Origin of the sequence: Synechococcus sp. JA-3-3Ab (assembly GCF_000013205.1) — a bacterium.
Taxonomy (GTDB): domain Bacteria; phylum Cyanobacteriota; class Cyanobacteriia; order Thermostichales; family Thermostichaceae; genus Thermostichus.
Genome location: NC_007775.1, coordinates 388,117 through 403,686, shown reverse-complemented (window position 1 = coordinate 403,686; position 15,570 = coordinate 388,117). Strand labels below are relative to the sequence as shown.

Sequence of the window (15,570 nt, the reverse complement as noted above, 5' to 3'; positions counted from 1 at the left end):
GTCAAACCTCTCTTCAGGTTGCCTCTTCTATACTCTCAGGCCGGGCGCGGCTGGATGCTTAGCTCCAAGGGTCGGCCAGGATCCCCCACAAGCACTAGACTGCGGCCATTGGCTTGCAGATGCCGCACAATCCAGTACAGGGTCTCGATGCGCTCTGGGCAGCTCAGTTTTTCCGCCAACTGGGGCAAGGTCAGGGATCCCTTTTGCTCTCGCATCACCTCCAGCACCTGGCGCTGGAGCTGCAGGACGGCGCTGGCCGCTTTCTTGCCTGCTTCCACCCCCGGCTGGTGGTAGGCGTTGACCTGGATTAAAGAGGCGTAGAGGCCCACTGCCCGTTCGTAGAGGGCAATCAGGGCCCCCACGGAGCGGGCGTCCACCCGCGGCAGCGTTATGGTGACGGAGTCGCGCCCGTTTTCGTAGAGGGCTTGGCGGGTGCCCTGCAGCAGGCCATCCAGATAGTCGCCGCTGGTTACCTCGGGCTCTACGAAGGGGGAAGGGATCCCCGGCTCGCGATCCTGGAGCACCTCGATGAAGGTGACGAAGAAGTTGTTGAGGCCGTCCCGCAACTGCTGCACGTAGGCGTGCTGATCGGTGGTGCCCTTGTTGCCGTAGACGGTTAGGCCCTGCTCCACGCGGTTGCCCTGCAGGTCGTGGGACTTGCCTAGAGATTCCATCACCAACTGCTGCAGGTAGCGGCTAAACAGCGCCAGGCGGTCTTTGTAGGGTAAAACCACCATATCCTTGCGCCCTCGCCCCTCGCCGACGATGTACCAGGCCATGGCCAAGAGGGCGGCAGGATTACGCTCTAGGTGGGGTACGCGGGTGGCTTTGTCCATGGTGGCAGCTCCGGCCAGCAAAGCCCGGATGTCGATCCCCTGCAACGCTGCCGGCAGCAGGCCCACCGCGGAAGTTTCCGAGGTGCGCCCCCCCACCCAGTCGAAGATGGGAAAAACGGCTAGCCACCCCTCCTGCCGCGCCTGCTGCTCCAATTGGCTGCCGGGGCCGGTGATGGCCACTGCATGGGCAGAAAAGGGGATCCCTGCCTTCCGGTAAGCCAGCTCCACTTCCACCAAGGCGTTGCGCGGCTCGGGCGTGTTGCCGGATTTGGAGGTGACAACCACCAGGGTTTGTCCCAGTTTGCCGGCCAGCCGTCCCAGCACCCGGTCAAACCCGTCCGGATCCGTGTTGTCGATGAAGTGAATGTTCAAGGGCGGCTGCAGCGGAGCCAGGGCCTCCGCCACAAATTGTGGCCCCAGAGCCGAGCCGCCAATGCCAATCCAGAGCAGCTCGGTGAAACGCCCTCCCCCACTGGCTGGGATCGTGCCGCAGTGGATCTTCTTGGCAAAGCTCTCCACCTGTTCAACGCAGTCTTGAATTGCCTGCCGGATTTCGGCAGTGGGAGCCAGCTCCGGCGCCCGCAGCCAATAGTGGCCCACCTGGCGACCTTCGTCCGGGTTGGCAATGGCCCCGGCTTCTAAGGCCTGCATTTCAGCAAAAGCCCGGGCAAAGAGAGGCCGCAGGGCCTCCACTTGGGCAGGGGTAAAACGGATGCGGCTGATATCCACAAAAATTTCCAGCTCGGGATGGTAGTAGAGCCAATCGCAGTAGCGCTGCCAAAGTTGAAGGCTGTCCATGGGATCCCTTCTGCCAAGGCCGTAACCAGCTTACCAAAGCCGCGCCGCAGCCGGCTCCCTGCCAAGAAGCAGCTAGGATCCAAAACACCGCCTGCTAAAGTGCTCCCCGAAAGCGCCTCCCATGAACCTGGACGCCGACCGGCAGTGGATGGAACGCTGCCTCTCCTTGGCCCGCTCGACACCACAGCGCCCCTCCCCTAACCCGCGGGTAGCCTGCGTTATTGTCCGGGGGGATCAGGTGGTGGGGGAAGGTGTTCATCTGGGAGCCGGCCAGCCCCACGCTGAGGTCTTGGCTCTGCAGCAGGCGGGATCCCTGGCCAAGGGCGCTACCCTCTACGTCAACCTCGAGCCCTGCAACCACTACGGGCGCACCCCTCCCTGTACCGAGGCCATCCTGGCTGCCGGGATCCGGAGGGTGGTGGTGGGAATGCAGGATCCCAATCCCCTGGTGGCCGGCAAAGGGATCCGCCGCCTGCAGGAGGCAGGGGTTGAGGTGACGGTGGGGGTGCTGGAGCAGGAATGTCAGGAGCTCAACGAAGGCTTTGCCTTCGCCATTGTGCAGAAACGGTGTTTTGGCCTGCTCAAATACGCCATGACCCTAGACGGCAAGAGCGCCGCCGCCACCGGCCACAGCCGCTGGATCAGCAATCCGCTGGCGCGAGAGTGGGTTCACCGCCAGCGGGCCTGGCACGATGCAGTCATCGTGGGCTCCGGCACCGTCTGGCACGATAACCCCCACCTTACCTGCCGCCTGCCGGATTTTCACGGATCCCAGCCCCTGCGAGTGGTTCTCAGCCGCTCTCTGAATCTGCCCCCGCTGGCCCACCTGTGGCGAGCGGAGGAGGCGCCAACTTTGGTGATTACCGAGGCCACTGAAGCCCATCCCCTCTGGGGATCCCTGGCCAAGCAAGGGGTGGAGCTGCTGCACCTGGATCAAGTAACCCCGGCTCAAGCGGCGCAGGTTCTCTTTGAGCGAGGCTGTCTGAGTGCCCTCTGGGAATGCGGCGGCACCTTGGCCTGGGCAGCCCTTAAAGATGGGGCCATCCAGAAGGTGGCCGCCTTCATCGCTCCCAAGATCTTGGGCGGGGCCGACGCGCCAACCCCCGTAGCAGGAGAAGGGATCCCGGATGTGAACCAAAGCTGGCAACTGTTGGAGCCGCAACTGCAGACTGTGGGGGATAACTGGTTGATAACCGGGAAGATCCTCCCTTCTGGCGCCGACGACTCCGGTGAATGATTTGTTCTCGATGACTCTCAATTGTCATCCGAGAGAGTTTTAGGTTTTTGAACGAACAAAATCATATCTGCTTAAGGTAAACGAGTATACTGCTCAGAAAGAATGTGGCGTTTCTGAAAAACAGGGATCGAAACTGAGCTAGCCTGTGATAGGCTACTGGTGCCCTCTAGAGCTTGCGGTTCAAAGGAATATAGCCCACAGAAAAAACCTTACCTGAGTAAGGTTTCAGCTCGTGTGACGATACGGGTTTTGCCCAAGCAGGCTGTAACTGCCATTTTGCCAAAAGCCACCCGGATCATTGAGCTCCTCTGGGGTGAGCCTTGAGAAAGCGACAACAAAGGGCTGTCCTTCTTGTCCAGTCTCCTTTCGTTGCCTGCCCGGCGAGCTGATTGAGAACTTTCCCCTCTCATTTCCCAGTACAAATCTTGGTAGGGAAGATCATCATGTTGAACCTTTTTGCCGGCCTGCTGTTTGCTTCGGCTCACCTCAGCCCTTCAGGAAATGTCCTCATTGAAGGAGATGTGGGGGAGTGGGCTTTTGCCGATCGCCAAGTTACTGAGACAGCTACATTGACTGTTCTCATACGGCCCGAGGCGAGCTTGGCCTCTTGGAGAGAAATGCTCTCGGTCATGAACGTTCAGGTACCAAAATTGCCCCGCTTCCTGGCAAACAATATGCGGAATAATCTCCTAGAGTACTGCCCCCAAACAATGTGGGAGTTTCACCGGGAAAGCGAAGAGGATGTCCTCTACGAGTTCCGTAGCGCCGGCTGTCGTGGGCAGGTTGCCGGGATCCAAGAGCATGAAATTGGCCGCATCACCCAAGGCCCAGACGGCCCTGTGCGCATTGCCTACGCCGCCAAGCCAGAGATGACACCCGAAATGCGGAGCCGCTGGCTGAACTTGCTGGGCAGCGAGGTGGGGACGGCTCGGGGCTTTCCCATCCAAAACCTTACCGGGGCCGCCCGAAAGCCTTCTTCCCCAGCTCCAGAGCAGCCGATCGCCCACTGGCTACAGGAAGCAACCGAGGCCCTGAAGCGGCAGGAAGATTTGCTGGCCGAGCTGGATCGCCTCGCTCAGGAAGCGCAAGCCAATGCCCGCGCCTATAGCCAGAAAGCCCCAAACGAGGCGGGGACAAGGGTGATCAGCCTGCACCGAGGTCGGGGAGACGGCAGCCCTGGCGAGGCCACAACCGAGTTTAAGACCACCGACACCTTGATCTGGGCCATCTTGCCGGTGGGCAGCCTCCCTGCCAACGCCCAGGTGGAGATGCTCTGGTACTACAAGGGCGGAGAAGCCGGGAGCGAGCAACTGATCCGCAAGTTTGATTTTCCCTGGGATCCCCTAGCCGACACGGTGCGAGGCTTTCTCAGCTTCAGCCAACCCTACACCGGGCGCTACCGCGTCGAGGTTCATGTCAACGGCGAGAAGATAGGAGTTGGCCGCTTTACAATTCGGTAGCCTTAGCTTGGCTCCCGCTTCCAACTCTTTTCTCTCGGAGGGAGACCGGCCTCTCTCTTAGAAGACTTACAGACAACAATACAGACAACAATTTTTAACTATAAATCCAGACTTTCCGGCAGGGCAATGTCCATCGCCATCTGCCTGTTTTTCGCGCTGTGAAGACCGTTGTGCTGAGAGCGAAAAGATAGCTCGACATTCTCTAGCGAGTTCTGATCACAGCTCTAGCTTTGAGGTTGTAGATAAAGCTGGTGCGGTACTGCAACAGCAAATTGCGCAGGTAAAGGGGCAAGTTGCGCTGGTAGAGTAGGCGAGTTCTGCGGTAGATCAGTTTGCGGCGACGGTTGATCGCCCGGCTGCGCTGCTGCAAAGGAGCCTGCAGAGAACGCTGAAGTGCCAGGGATCCAGCCGCGCCGGCCAGCCTCCGCCGTACCATACCCCACCTCTCAAGCAGCAGTTAGCTCAAGTGTAAGGGATCCCCCTACGAGCAGCCGCTGGCGGGTCGATGTATTTTGGTATCCTGCAGACAATTGGCCTGAGGAGCTAGGAGCTGCCCGGAAGCTTTCTCCTTTGCCAGATCTTGCAACAGTTGCCGGCGCTTCCCCCGAAGGGCGACAGGTGTAGGCCGCTTGAACGCCCAGCAATCTTTGCCAGCGGGATCCCTTTGGGGCCTGTAGCTTAGACAAGGCCGGCAAGGCCCCAGGGGGCCGCGCCCGCCGCTACCCCGCCGACAAGTTGCTGGCTGCAGAAGACAGAGAACTCTTTACGCTTTAACCAGGTTTTGTCAATAGCAGTTGAGCGACAGGTTCGTTACAATAGATTACAGCTTAGATTACGATATGTTGATTATCCTTGCCATTGTGATCCTACTGGGGTTCTGGGCGCTGCGCTTAATGGAACAGGCGTTTCAGCGGCAGGAGTTCTCGCGCATGTTGGCGGGAACGCTGGTGGCCGTAGCTGCCGGTGGTGTTTTAACCTGTTACTTCCTGATGAGCGATATTCTACAGATGCTGTTTCCTCTGCAGGCTCAGTCTCCCCACTCACAGGAGCTCCTCTCCGACCTAAGCTGGCTCGACTAAGCCAGTTGTGCTGCCAGCCAGGCTTGAATACTCCGGATCATTCGTTGGTTAGGAGCCAGTAAGTTTTGATAAAAAAACTGCGCGAAAGCATCGATGGGACTGAACTCCCCCCCGACCCGGAAAGGATAGCTGAAACCCAGCGGGGTTAAGTGATCCCCCTCCAGGCGTTGCCATTCGGTGTAGCCTCCGTACTTGCGGCGAAGCTGTTGATAGAGCAGCGGAATATCGTCAATATCATCCTGCTGAAACTCTACAAGCAGGTTGTTTCTAACCGGATACTGCTCCTCGATAAGGCGATTGGTTTCTGCCGGAGAAGGCTCAAACTCCAACCACAGATTCACTGGCGGTGACGAGGATCCCATCCACATCCGCCACAGAGTGCTCAGTTGCTGTTGCGGCCACGCCTGGGCCAAGGCCTGCAGCACCGGCAGCGCCCGTTCCAGTCCCGCATTGCTGTAGGCCAAGAAAATATTGCCGCGCCGCTGGGATCCCAAAGAAGGAAGGGCTAGGCAGGAGAGGATCTGCAGCTTACCGCCAAGGCTGTGGCCCAAGCCAAAGAGGGGCAACCCCATCAAACCTTTGCTCTGCAGGCTTCTATGCAAAGATTGCGCTGCTTTAAAAGCCAGTTGCGCGTGATCGATATCGGTGGTGTAGGGGGTAGCCACAACGGCCATGCCCATACGGGCCAATTCTTCCAGCAGGCGGCTGTAGAAAAATTGTGGGGCGGATCCCACAAAAGCTCCGCCCAGAAAGTGGATCACGGCACGGGGTTGGGGAGGCAGAAGAAACCAAGTCTGTCCATCCGTTTGCCAAGTCAATGTCATGGTGCTACAACCTCACCTGCGATTTGACTGGGATTTCCCACAAAACCCGCTAGCCGACAGGATCCCACTTCATCCTAATGGAGTACCAACAGACTAGTGGATCGCCCCCCGGGATCCTAGACCAAGCAACTCACTCGTGGCGCGACTGGCCCCAAAGTCGCCAAAACTGCAGCAGCTATCGGGTGAACCCATCACTCCCACCCCCTTCGCAAAAGATTGGGAAAGGCGAACCGGACAAGCCTCCCTGGGGAGCTCCCAAGCCTCGGCGAGGCCCCGTGAAAGTACCCTTGGCAGTTTCCCTTAGCATGGGCGGCCCTAGATCTTGGCCAAAATACGTGATCCTCAGGATGGCTACGTCAAGTATTTCTTGCATTCTAGGTTTATGAGCTCAGATAACAAATTCTCCGCTGAGATTGCCATCAGATTGTGAGGTTGTAATGAGCATTCGCGAGATTATCGACGAGGTCTTACGATCCTCGACCCTGACGCTGCAGCAGGAGTTTTCTATTAACAAAATCCTTCGGGAAAAAGACTACAACCTATCTGACCTGGAAGCTTTAGACGAGCTGGTAGAGGCAATTCTTCGCCAGGAGGTGAAAGCTGCTCCAGACTCTTGCAAAAGCCCCAGCGACACCCAAAGATGGCAAGGCGAGATCTCAGGTGAGATCCGTATTGCTTAGGTGGCCAGCTCTCGATTGGAGGATTTTTTCGAGCAATTGCTGCACCTGACTTTAGTCAGAGTAAGCTTCTAGCCTTTGTAGGATCTCTTGGATTAAATGCTCGTCGGGGCCGCTGAGCTCTGGGTGGAGGGTCGCCTGGTTGAGGTAGTGCCTCAGATCCTGACAGGCCTGCTGCCAACGCCCCAACTGGTAACAGAGCAAGCCCCGATCCCTCAGGTGGGGCAAGGACTCTGGGATCAATAACAAGATGCGCTCCACCGCTGCCAAGGCAAGCTCTAGCTGGGCGCGGCTCAAGTAAATCTGCTTAAGATTGTTGAGCAGCCGCACCAAGATTAGGCGAGGAGGGGTGGGGCGGAGGTGATGATCTTGTAAAGGGATCCTGGGCCCGTAGATCTGTGCCAAACGCTCTTGGCAGTCCTCGGGAAACAAAATTTCTCCCTGATGAAAGGGATCCACAAAAATCTCCGCGTCTGCAAACAGGGGCCGCACCAGAAAGTGGCCGGGCATGCCTACCCCTGCCATGGGAAAATCGATCCGCCGCGCCAGCTCTAGATAGATCAGAGAAAGAGTGATCGGGATCCCGGTGCGCCGATCGATCACCTCGTTTAAAAAGCTGTTGCGCGGGTCATAATAGTCTTCGCTGTTGCCACAAAAGCCCAGATCTTCAAAGAGATAGCGATTTAAAATCCGGATGACGCGCAGGGGGTAGCGCTCGGGAGGAAGACGCTCTTGCACTTCTGCGGCCATCTCATCCAAAGCGGCCAAATACTCTTCTACATCCAAGTCGGGATAGGCTTCTTGGGCGATCCAGAGGGCCGCTCGGTCCAGATCGATGGGATCCGCTTGAATTTCTTGGAGGAAGCGTTGGCGGGCAGCAGGAATGCTCATGGGAGGCTGGAGTGTTTGTCAACCATCTCGGCTAGAACAGCAGCGTGCAGAAGCTGGTCAACAGCAGCGTCAATGCCGTCAGAAGCAGGCTAAAGCTCCACAGCCCCACGGCGGCAAACAGGAGGAGCCCGATGACCCAGATGAGCAGAGCATTCCAGTAGGGCCGGTTGGGGGCCTTGGAAACGTTGATTTTTTGGAAGAAGGGCAGCAGGATAAACGCCACATCCAGCAGCAGCCGCGGCAGCCGCAAATCCTGGGGCAACGGCCGATCCCGCACTGCCAAGTAGAGCAGCCCCCAGCTCAACAGGAGCGGGAGCAGCAACAGGTAATTGGATTCGGCCAGCAGCGGTCGATCCACGACTAGCGGAAACAGAGGGCTGATCCCCCAGCCCAGATAGAGGTAAAAGTCGAACTTCAACAGCGGCTGCAACAGAGGGGGCAGGCCGAGGCGCTGAATGTGTTGTTGAATCCTACTCCCCTGAGCTCCGGATCTCTGGCCCCCAGATCCGCCTGTTTGAGGGGTTTGCCCTGCCGGGGTTGCCCGCCAACCGCAGTGGTCGCAGTAGGGGGACTTGTAGCGATAGGCCGGGATCGGCTTGCCACAGGCCGGGCAGCGCTGGATCGGACGAGGTTGAGAACTGGAGGCCATGACCACCCGTGATGCTCCTGCTCTAGCATGCCCCAATTGCGTTCAGTTGATTCCCAGGACAAAAGATAACGTGATACAGGCTGCCCCCAAGGCTGCTCCGGCGATCACCTGGACGGGCGTATGGCCCAGCAACTCCCTCAAGTAGGGCTCCTGGAAGCGATCTGCACCCTTCTCCTCAAACCATTCTTCCATGAGGCGGTTCAGCACCCGCGCCTGCTTGCCGGCAGCCTGACGGATCCCGGCGGCATCGTACATCACCACCAGCGCAAAGACCATCGTTGCCGCAAACAGCAGGCTGTCCCAGCCTTCCTCCAGCCCCACCCCCACCGACAAAGCCGTTACCAGCGCTGCGTGAGAGCTGGGCATCCCCCCTGTCTCCACCAAAACCCGCAGGTTGAGCTTGCCCGAACGCACATAGGCCAGGATCAGCTTGATGGCCTGGGCCAAGACACTGGCCAGCAGAGCAACCCAGAGAACGTGGTTGGCCATCAACTGCTGCAGCATAGGGCTCTCCGGCACCAGAACGCGACCAGGGTCTCCGACAGGGTGGACAGGGATCCCATCTACCTTCTTGTCCTCTTGTCTCAATGCTGGCGGCGGGTGATGAAATCGGCCAGAGCCAACAGGGGCTCGGCCTGGGATCCGTAGGGGCGCAACGCCTCCTTGGCCGATTGGATCAGTTCCTCAGCTTTCTGCCGGGAAGCCTCTAGGCCCAACAAGCTGGGGTAGGTGGCTTTGGCGGCAGCTTGATCCTTGCCTGCCGTTTTGCCCAGTTGCTCGCTGGTGGCAGTAACATCCAAAATGTCGTCCACGATCTGAAAAGCCAGGCCGATGTCCCGAGCGTAGTGGCTCAGCCGCGCCAGCAGCTCCTCATCGGCCCCTGCCAGGATCCCTCCCGAAACCACCGAGGCCTCCAGCAGAGCACCCGTCTTGTGACTGTGGATGTACTCCAAAGTTTCTAGGGAAATGGCTTTGCCTTCGGACTCCAGATCCACCACCTGGCCCCCTACCAAGCCGGTTGCCGCCACAGCATGGCCAATGCGGGCAATGACTTGCAGCACCAACTGCGGCGGCACCCCCCGCGTTTGGCTGGCGATATGCTCAAAGGCATAGGCCAACAGGGCATCTCCTGCCAAAATGGCGATATCCTCGCCGAATACCTTGTGATTGGTGGGCTTGCCGCGGCGAAAATCGTCGTTGTCCATCGCCGGCAGATCGTCGTGGATCAGCGACATGGTGTGGATCATCTCCAGGGCGCAGGCGGTGGGCATGGCCTGCTCCACAGAGCCGCCGGCCAACTCACAGGCCGCCAGACAGAGGATCGGCCTCAGGCGTTTCCCCCCCGCCAGCAGGCTGTAGCGCATCGCCTCGTAAATGCGCTCCGGATAGGCGGGAACCAATGCCGCAGAAAGCGCCTCTTCCACCTGTTGCTGGCGTTGGCTCAAGTAGGTGTCCAGGTTGAAGGTTTGGGCAACCAAGGGAGGGCTCCTCTCAACTCAGCAACGGCGGGAAGGGGTTCTACAACAGGCCTGCAAGCTGACATTATCTCATGTCCACTCTAGGTCGGGATCCGCCTTCCTCAGCCGGTGAAAGCAAGTTGCAACCCCTAAGGAAAGGGTCAAGAGGAAGGGCCGCGAGCTTGCGCTAGCCGTCCCCCCAATGTCAGGATGCATTGAGGATCTTGAACCGGCTTGGTCTTCCCATGTCCCACTCACCTGCTCAGCTCAGCGCTTCTCCTTCCTCCGTCGGCGATGGCGACCGTCTGCTGCGGGCGGCCCGCGGGGAAGTGGTAGATCGTCCCCCCGTTTGGATGATGCGCCAGGCGGGTCGCTACATGGCGGCCTACCGCGAGCTGCAGAGCAAATACACCTTCAAGCAGCGCTGCGAGATCCCGGAGCTGGCGATTGAGATCTCGCTGCAGCCGTTTCGCGCCTTTGCCCCCGACGGCGTCATTATGTTCAGCGACATCCTCACCCCCCTCGAGGGCATGGGGATCCCCTTTGAGTTGGTGGAGCAGCAGGGGCCGATCATCGACCCGCCGATCCGCTCCCAGGCCCAAGTTGAGCAAATCCGACTGCTAGAGCCGGAAGAAAGCCTGCCCTTTATCAAGACCATCCTCAGCACTCTGCGCCGCGAGGTGGAAGGGAAGGCGACGCTGCTGGGCTTTGTCGGCTCCCCTTGGACCTTGGCCTGCTACGCCGTGGAGGGCCGCAGCTCCAAAGATTATGCCCATATCAAGAGCCTGGCCTTCACTCAGCCGCAGGTGTTGCATCAGTTGCTGAGTAAGCTGGCGGATAGCATTGCCCGCTACGTGATCTACCAGATCGAGTGCGGCGCCCAGGTGGTGCAGCTCTTCGACACCTGGGCCGGCCAGCTCAGCCCCGGCGACTACGAAACCTGGGCCTTGCCCTACCAAAAGCAAATTGTGGATCAGGTGAAAGCTCGGTGCCCGCAGGTGCCGCTCATTCTCTACATCAACGGCAGCGCTGCTTTGTTGGAGCGGGTGGGCAAAGCTGGCATCGATGTGTTCAGCCTCGATTGGATGAGCGATATGGCCGAGGCCAGGGCCCGCCTGGGATCCCTGGCGGTGCAGGGCAATCTCGACCCGATGGTGTTGCTGGGATCCCCGAAATTCATCCGGCAGCGCACCCTGGAGGTGATTCAAAAGGCGGGATCTCGCGGCCACATCATGAACCTGGGCCACGGCGTGCACCACACCACTCCGGAGGCCAATGTCCATCACTTTTTCGAGACGGTGCGCCAGGCGGCAGAGCTGCTCAAAGCTCTCTAGCCGTATGGAAAAACCCCTTGACTTTAGGGGTAGGGTTTGCCTTACGAGCCAGGGATCCCCGGTGTACATCAGCGTCATCATCCCCACCTACAACCGCCGTCCCATCTTGCAGAAATGTCTGCAGGCCTTGGCGCAGCAGCAGCCTGGCCCCTACGACGGCTACGAGGTGGTGGTGGTGGACGACGGCTCCACCGATGGCACGCTGGAATGGCTGCAGAGCCAGCCGCCAGATTTGCCGCCGATCAGGCTTTTGTGCCAAGAACACCGCGGCCCTGCTGCCGCCCGCAACCTGGGGTTTCGCCACGCCCAGGGATCCATCATTGTCTTTATCGACAGCGACCTGGTGGTGGTGGAGCACTTTTTGGCCGCTCATGCCCAGATGCTGCGGCGACACGGGGTTACCGGCAATCCCGACTCGCCCCACGAGGCCAAGGTCTTCACCTACGGGCGGGTAATCAACACCTGCAATTTTCGGGATCCCTGCTCCGAGCCCTTCAAGCCCACCGATTTTTCGGCAGCCTTCTTTGCCACCGGCAACGTGGCCATTGCCCGCCATTGGCTGGAGCGGGCTTGTGAAACCCCTGCCGGCCCCTTTGACGAGCGGTTTCACCTCTACGGCTGGGAAGACCTGGAGCTGGGGGTGCGGCTAAAGCGCCTGGGCCTGCGCCTGGTCAAGTGCCCCCAAGCCACCGGCTACCATTGGCATCCGCCCTTCGAGCTGGCGCAAATCCCAGCCCTTATCGAGCGGGAGCGGCAGCGGGGCCGCATGGGCATCCTCTTTTACCAAAAGCACCCCACCTGGGCCGTGCGCCTGATGATCCAACTGACGCCTCTGCATCAATGCCTGTGGGGCCTTCTGTCGCTGGGGGGGTGGCTGAACGAGAAGCGCTTAGAGCCGCTGCTGCGCTGGTTGATCCGGCAGGGCCGCTCGCAGTTGGCCTTGGAGCTGTGTCGGGTTTTCTTCCTCAACTGGTACAACGTCCAGGCGGTTTACGAGAGCTACAGAGCGATGAAAGCCCGAAACACGGGGATCCACCTGTTCTGAGCGCTCACCAGGGTCGGATAGGTCAGCCGACCATAGTCCTTGCCGGGGAGCAAGGGCGTTCCGGGATCCGGGTCGGCAGGGCCAAGGGGTTCCCAAACGGCGCCGGCCCCCTTGACAATGGCCCACACCGCCGCCACATCCCAGATCTTGGGCGAGCGTTCTACCGCCCCCAAAAGGCTGCCGCCGGCCACCGCCAGCAGGTTGTAGGCAGCGCCGCCCAGCATGCGGGCTTTGCAGGGAAATTGCGGGCTAATCCAGTGGCTGCTGCGGGAGCAAAAATTAAACAGTTGGTTGGGTCCGGGTGGGGCGGTGCTGGGGCCAATGGGCTGAGGACGGACGGGATCCCGGTCGTGGCGGATGAGAAAAGCTCCTGCCGGCGCGTCGTCGGGAAACTGAGGCCAGTAGCCGTAGAAAGTCTGGCGGATGGGGGGCAGATGCACACAGCCAAACACAGGCACACCCCAGTGCAACAGCGCCAGCGAGCTGCCCCAGATGGGGATCCCGTGGGCAAAATTGGTGGTGCCATCCAGGGGATCCACCACCCAGCACCACTCTTTCTCCAGGAAAATGTGGTTGGACTCCTCGCTCAGGCAGCCGTGATCCGGGTAGGCCGCGGCAATTGCCTCCTGAAAGGCGCGATCCGCCCATTGGTCAGAAGCGGTCACCAAGCTGCCGTCCGCTTTTTCCGTAGAGGAGGCCTGGCCAAAGTCTGCCAAGAGCTGCGCTCCGACCTTTGCCGTGGCCTGCAGGGCAAACTCGGTAACCTCCAGCCAGAAGGGCGGGAGAGAAGCGGTTTCAGGAGAAGCACCCATGCCCCAATCCTAGCGGGATCCCTGACTTCTGGGGCGAAAAAGGGCGGATCCCTCACCCACAGGTCTTGCGCCCTCAAGCTGACTAGAATCATTTTAGGTAGACCCTCCCCTCGGCTGGCCCTCCTCCTCCATGAACCAGCGCCTAATTGGACAACTGATCGGCAACCGCTACCGACTGACCCACCACATCAGCGAGGGTGGCTACGGCAATGTGTTCGAGGCGGTGGATACCCAGTTGAATGACGAGCCGGTGGCCGTTAAGTTGTTGCGCCCGCCGCCGCCAGACATGGAGCCGGAGTATTACCAGCAACTGCAGCAGCGCTTCCTGGACGAGGCCAGGGTCAGCGCCCTGTTGGGCGAGCACCCCAACATTGTGCAGGTGCGCTCCTACGGTCTGTACCAAAACCAGCCCTACCTGGTGATGGAGTACCTGAAGGCCAAGCCTTACACGGGCCAGGGCTTGGACTATGTGTTGGCACGGGAAGGTCCCCTGCACCCAGAGCGGGTGGTGAACTTGGCTTTGCAAATTTGCTCGGCCCTGCACCACGCCCACAACTTTCACATGGATCTGGGCAAACACTCGATTCGAGGGGTCATCCACCGCGATATCAAGCCCAGCAACATCTTTGTGCAAAAAGGGCCCGATGGCAAAGAACGGGTCAAGCTCCTGGACTTTGGCATTTCCAAACTCATGGGGGAAACCTCTCGTGGCCTGACGCAAACCGGGTATTTTTTGGGCACGATGGTCTATGCCTCGCCGGAGCAGATGCGGGGAGAGAAGCTGGATGGCCGCTCCGACATCTATTCCCTGGGGGTGGTTTTGTACGAGCTGTTAACCGGTGCGTTGCCCTTCGAGCCAGAGACCGACACCCTGCAGGGCTGGTACCACGTCCACAACTTTCAAAAGCCCCGCCCTTTTCAAGACCATCCGCTGCCCCACCCCATCCCTGAGGCCCTAGAAAAGGTGGTGCTGCGTTGCTTGGAGAAAGACCCTGCCCTTCGCCCGGCCACCATGGAGGAGCTGGCCCAGCAGCTCCGAGCCGTCTATGGGGACAAGATCCCGCCTCCCCCTCAAAAGGCTCCTCTGCAGCGGATCCCTGCCGGCTTTGGCCAGCAAGCCACCCAGCAGAGCCGAGCCGCCCCTGTTTCGGAAGCTGAGGAAGAAGAGCTGCAGCGGGCGGTGCGTTTGATCGAGGCAGGCGAATACAAAATGGCTGTCCACCTGCTTAACAAGCTGATCCAGAGTGCCCCCAACGAAGCCCGCTACTACCTATACCGCGGCCTGGCCCACCAGCGGCAGGGCCATTGGGGCCTTGCCCAGATGGACTATCAAGGAGTGCTGCGGCTGGAGCCGGGTAACCCCTCGGCAGAACAGGGGCTGCGCGAGGTCGAACAGCAGGTCGGCCAGGAACAGGTTAGCCCCCACCAGAAGCCCACCCTCCCCACCTCAGGCAAGCCCCGCCAGCGCAAAGGATTGGCCCTGGGCTGGCTCCTGGCCAATTGGGCGGCGGCTGGGATCGGCTATCTGGGGCTGGGGGCGGCAGCTCCCCTGCTGGCTGCTTTGGGTTCGCTCCAAGGAGCGGTGGCCGGGGCCGGCCTGGGCTTGGGGATGGGGCTACTCCAGTGGGCGGTATTGCGGCGGCAGGTCTCTTGGCGGTGGGTGGCGGCCACGCTGCTGGCCACGGCTTTGGGTTGGGTAGCAGCAGATACCCTGGAGGCGGGGATGGCAACCTTCGCTTTCGATCCCAGGGATCCCTGGCTGCAGAACGCCTTGCAGGCGATGGCCAGCCCGCTGCGTGGCTTGCTGGTGGGGCTTGGCGTCGGTGGATTGCAAGGGATCCTCCTGTCCCGGCATGGGAAAGTTGCCTGGGCCTGGGTCTTGGCGGCAGGGGTAGAAGGAGGAGGGGCAGCTCTGCTCATCCATTGGCTGTTGGCCGGCTCTGCCTTGAGCCGTTGGCTGCTGCTCCTTGCCGGGCTGCTGGCTCACACCCGTCCCCTCAGCGCCCTGGTGCTTGCTAACTTAAATTGGCGCCGCATCCCTGCCGTTCAAAATTGCCAACAGGCCAAACAACAGGCCGCCTAACCCCCATCCCACAACCACCTCAGCTCCCCTCAAAACTTGCCTGACGAGGGATCCCGTGCAGCCATTAAGAGCAAGAAGGCCCTCCAGCGAGAGCCTTCTTGAGGATCCTATTGCGCCGTTTTACCGTGGTTTTCGACCTGGAAAAGCCAGTGTAGGACATCGGGGATGACTATCGATAGTTTCCAAATCGAGTTTGGCTTACTGCTCTCACATCCACACCCGTCCTAATTGTCGAAGGGTATCGATCGCAAAAACGTAACGGCAGTCACCAACGCCTCAGAATCCTTAGCCCATCATACCGCATCTGCGGGCCGTGCTTGTCAAGTGCTCATCAGGGCTTTGCCAAGGACGGGATCGGCATTTGCTTGGCTTTGGAGGAGCCCTCTTG

The 15,570-nt window shown here is 59.9% G+C and carries 15 protein-coding genes; 7 read left to right on the top strand and 8 right to left on the bottom strand.

The features are described from left to right. Positions 1-35 precede the first annotated feature (35 nt). The gene (locus CYA_RS01825) at positions 36-1,634 is read right to left on the bottom strand and encodes a glucose-6-phosphate isomerase (RefSeq protein WP_011429295.1); all 1,599 of its coding nucleotides are present in this window, start codon (positions 1,632-1,634) and stop codon (positions 36-38) included. A 127-nt stretch (positions 1,635-1,761) separates the two neighbouring features. On the opposite strand from CYA_RS01825, the gene ribD reads away from it, so the two are divergent. Both ribD and CYA_RS01815 read left to right on the top strand, forming a co-directional pair. Further along, positions 1,762-2,871 carry a bifunctional diaminohydroxyphosphoribosylaminopyrimidine deaminase/5-amino-6-(5-phosphoribosylamino)uracil reductase RibD gene (gene ribD / locus CYA_RS01820; RefSeq protein ID WP_148203223.1) on the top strand — a complete coding sequence of 370 codons (1,110 nt, stop codon included), beginning with the start codon at positions 1,762-1,764 and terminating at the stop codon, positions 2,869-2,871. 443 nt (positions 2,872-3,314) lie between these two features. Continuing rightward, positions 3,315-4,331, top strand: a complete 1,017-nt coding sequence (locus CYA_RS01815) for a hypothetical protein (protein WP_228375406.1) — start codon at positions 3,315-3,317, stop codon at positions 4,329-4,331. Between the two features lie 202 nt (positions 4,332-4,533). Here the strand turns inward: CYA_RS01815 and CYA_RS01810 are convergent, their stop codons facing one another. Then, positions 4,534-4,767: a hypothetical protein gene (locus CYA_RS01810; RefSeq protein ID WP_011429292.1), complete on the bottom strand. Its 234-nt coding sequence runs from the start codon at positions 4,765-4,767 to the stop codon at positions 4,534-4,536. Between the two features lie 403 nt (positions 4,768-5,170). Between CYA_RS01810 and CYA_RS01805 the strand changes: the two genes are divergently transcribed. Beyond that, positions 5,171-5,410: a hypothetical protein gene (locus CYA_RS01805; protein WP_011429291.1), complete on the top strand. Its 240-nt coding sequence runs from the start codon at positions 5,171-5,173 to the stop codon at positions 5,408-5,410. Here CYA_RS01805 and CYA_RS01800 read toward each other — a convergent pair. After that, positions 5,407-6,234, bottom strand: coding sequence for a DUF1350 family protein (locus tag CYA_RS01800; RefSeq protein ID WP_011429290.1), 828 nt, complete (start codon positions 6,232-6,234; stop codon positions 5,407-5,409). The genes CYA_RS01805 and CYA_RS01800 overlap by 4 nt on opposite strands. Positions 6,235-6,671: 437 nt before the next feature. Between CYA_RS01800 and CYA_RS01795 the strand changes: the two genes are divergently transcribed. Then, positions 6,672-6,914 carry a hypothetical protein gene (locus tag CYA_RS01795; protein ID WP_041438072.1) on the top strand — a complete coding sequence of 81 codons (243 nt, stop codon included), beginning with the start codon at positions 6,672-6,674 and terminating at the stop codon, positions 6,912-6,914. A gap of 51 nt (positions 6,915-6,965) precedes the next feature. Here CYA_RS01795 and CYA_RS01790 read toward each other — a convergent pair whose 3' ends face one another. The 4 genes from CYA_RS01790 to crtE form a co-directional block, all read right to left on the bottom strand. Beyond that, entirely contained in the window at positions 6,966-7,802 is an 837-nt protein-coding gene (locus CYA_RS01790; RefSeq protein WP_011429288.1) for a SirB1 family protein, read from the bottom strand. Positions 7,803-7,833: 31 nt separating this feature from the next. Continuing rightward, positions 7,834-8,451: a hypothetical protein gene (locus CYA_RS01785; protein WP_011429287.1), complete on the bottom strand. Its 618-nt coding sequence runs from the start codon at positions 8,449-8,451 to the stop codon at positions 7,834-7,836. A 42-nt stretch (positions 8,452-8,493) separates the two neighbouring features. Further along, positions 8,494-8,955 (bottom strand): divergent PAP2 family protein, encoded by a 462-nt coding sequence (locus tag CYA_RS01780; RefSeq protein ID WP_041438070.1) that lies wholly within the window; start codon positions 8,953-8,955, stop codon positions 8,494-8,496. An 80-nt stretch (positions 8,956-9,035) separates the two neighbouring features. Further along, the gene (crtE, locus tag CYA_RS01775) at positions 9,036-9,929 is read right to left on the bottom strand and encodes a geranylgeranyl diphosphate synthase CrtE (protein WP_011429285.1); all 894 of its coding nucleotides are present in this window, start codon (positions 9,927-9,929) and stop codon (positions 9,036-9,038) included. Positions 9,930-10,153: 224 nt separating this feature from the next. Between crtE and hemE the strand changes: the two genes are divergently transcribed. Both hemE and CYA_RS01765 read left to right on the top strand, forming a co-directional pair. Continuing rightward, complete coding sequence (hemE, locus tag CYA_RS01770) at positions 10,154-11,242, top strand: uroporphyrinogen decarboxylase (protein WP_011429284.1); 1,089 nt, start codon at positions 10,154-10,156, stop codon at positions 11,240-11,242. A gap of 61 nt (positions 11,243-11,303) precedes the next feature. After that, positions 11,304-12,287 (top strand): glycosyltransferase family 2 protein, encoded by a 984-nt coding sequence (locus CYA_RS01765; RefSeq protein ID WP_011429283.1) that lies wholly within the window; start codon positions 11,304-11,306, stop codon positions 12,285-12,287. Here the strand turns inward: CYA_RS01765 and CYA_RS01760 are convergent. Further along, positions 12,242-13,099 (bottom strand): inositol monophosphatase family protein, encoded by an 858-nt coding sequence (locus CYA_RS01760; RefSeq protein WP_011429282.1) that lies wholly within the window; start codon positions 13,097-13,099, stop codon positions 12,242-12,244. The genes CYA_RS01765 and CYA_RS01760 overlap by 46 nt on opposite strands. Positions 13,100-13,229: 130 nt before the next feature. On the opposite strand from CYA_RS01760, the gene CYA_RS01755 reads away from it, so the two are divergent. After that, positions 13,230-15,182, top strand: coding sequence for a serine/threonine-protein kinase (locus CYA_RS01755; RefSeq protein WP_011429281.1), 1,953 nt, complete (start codon positions 13,230-13,232; stop codon positions 15,180-15,182). The last annotated feature ends 388 nt before the right edge of the window (positions 15,183-15,570 follow it).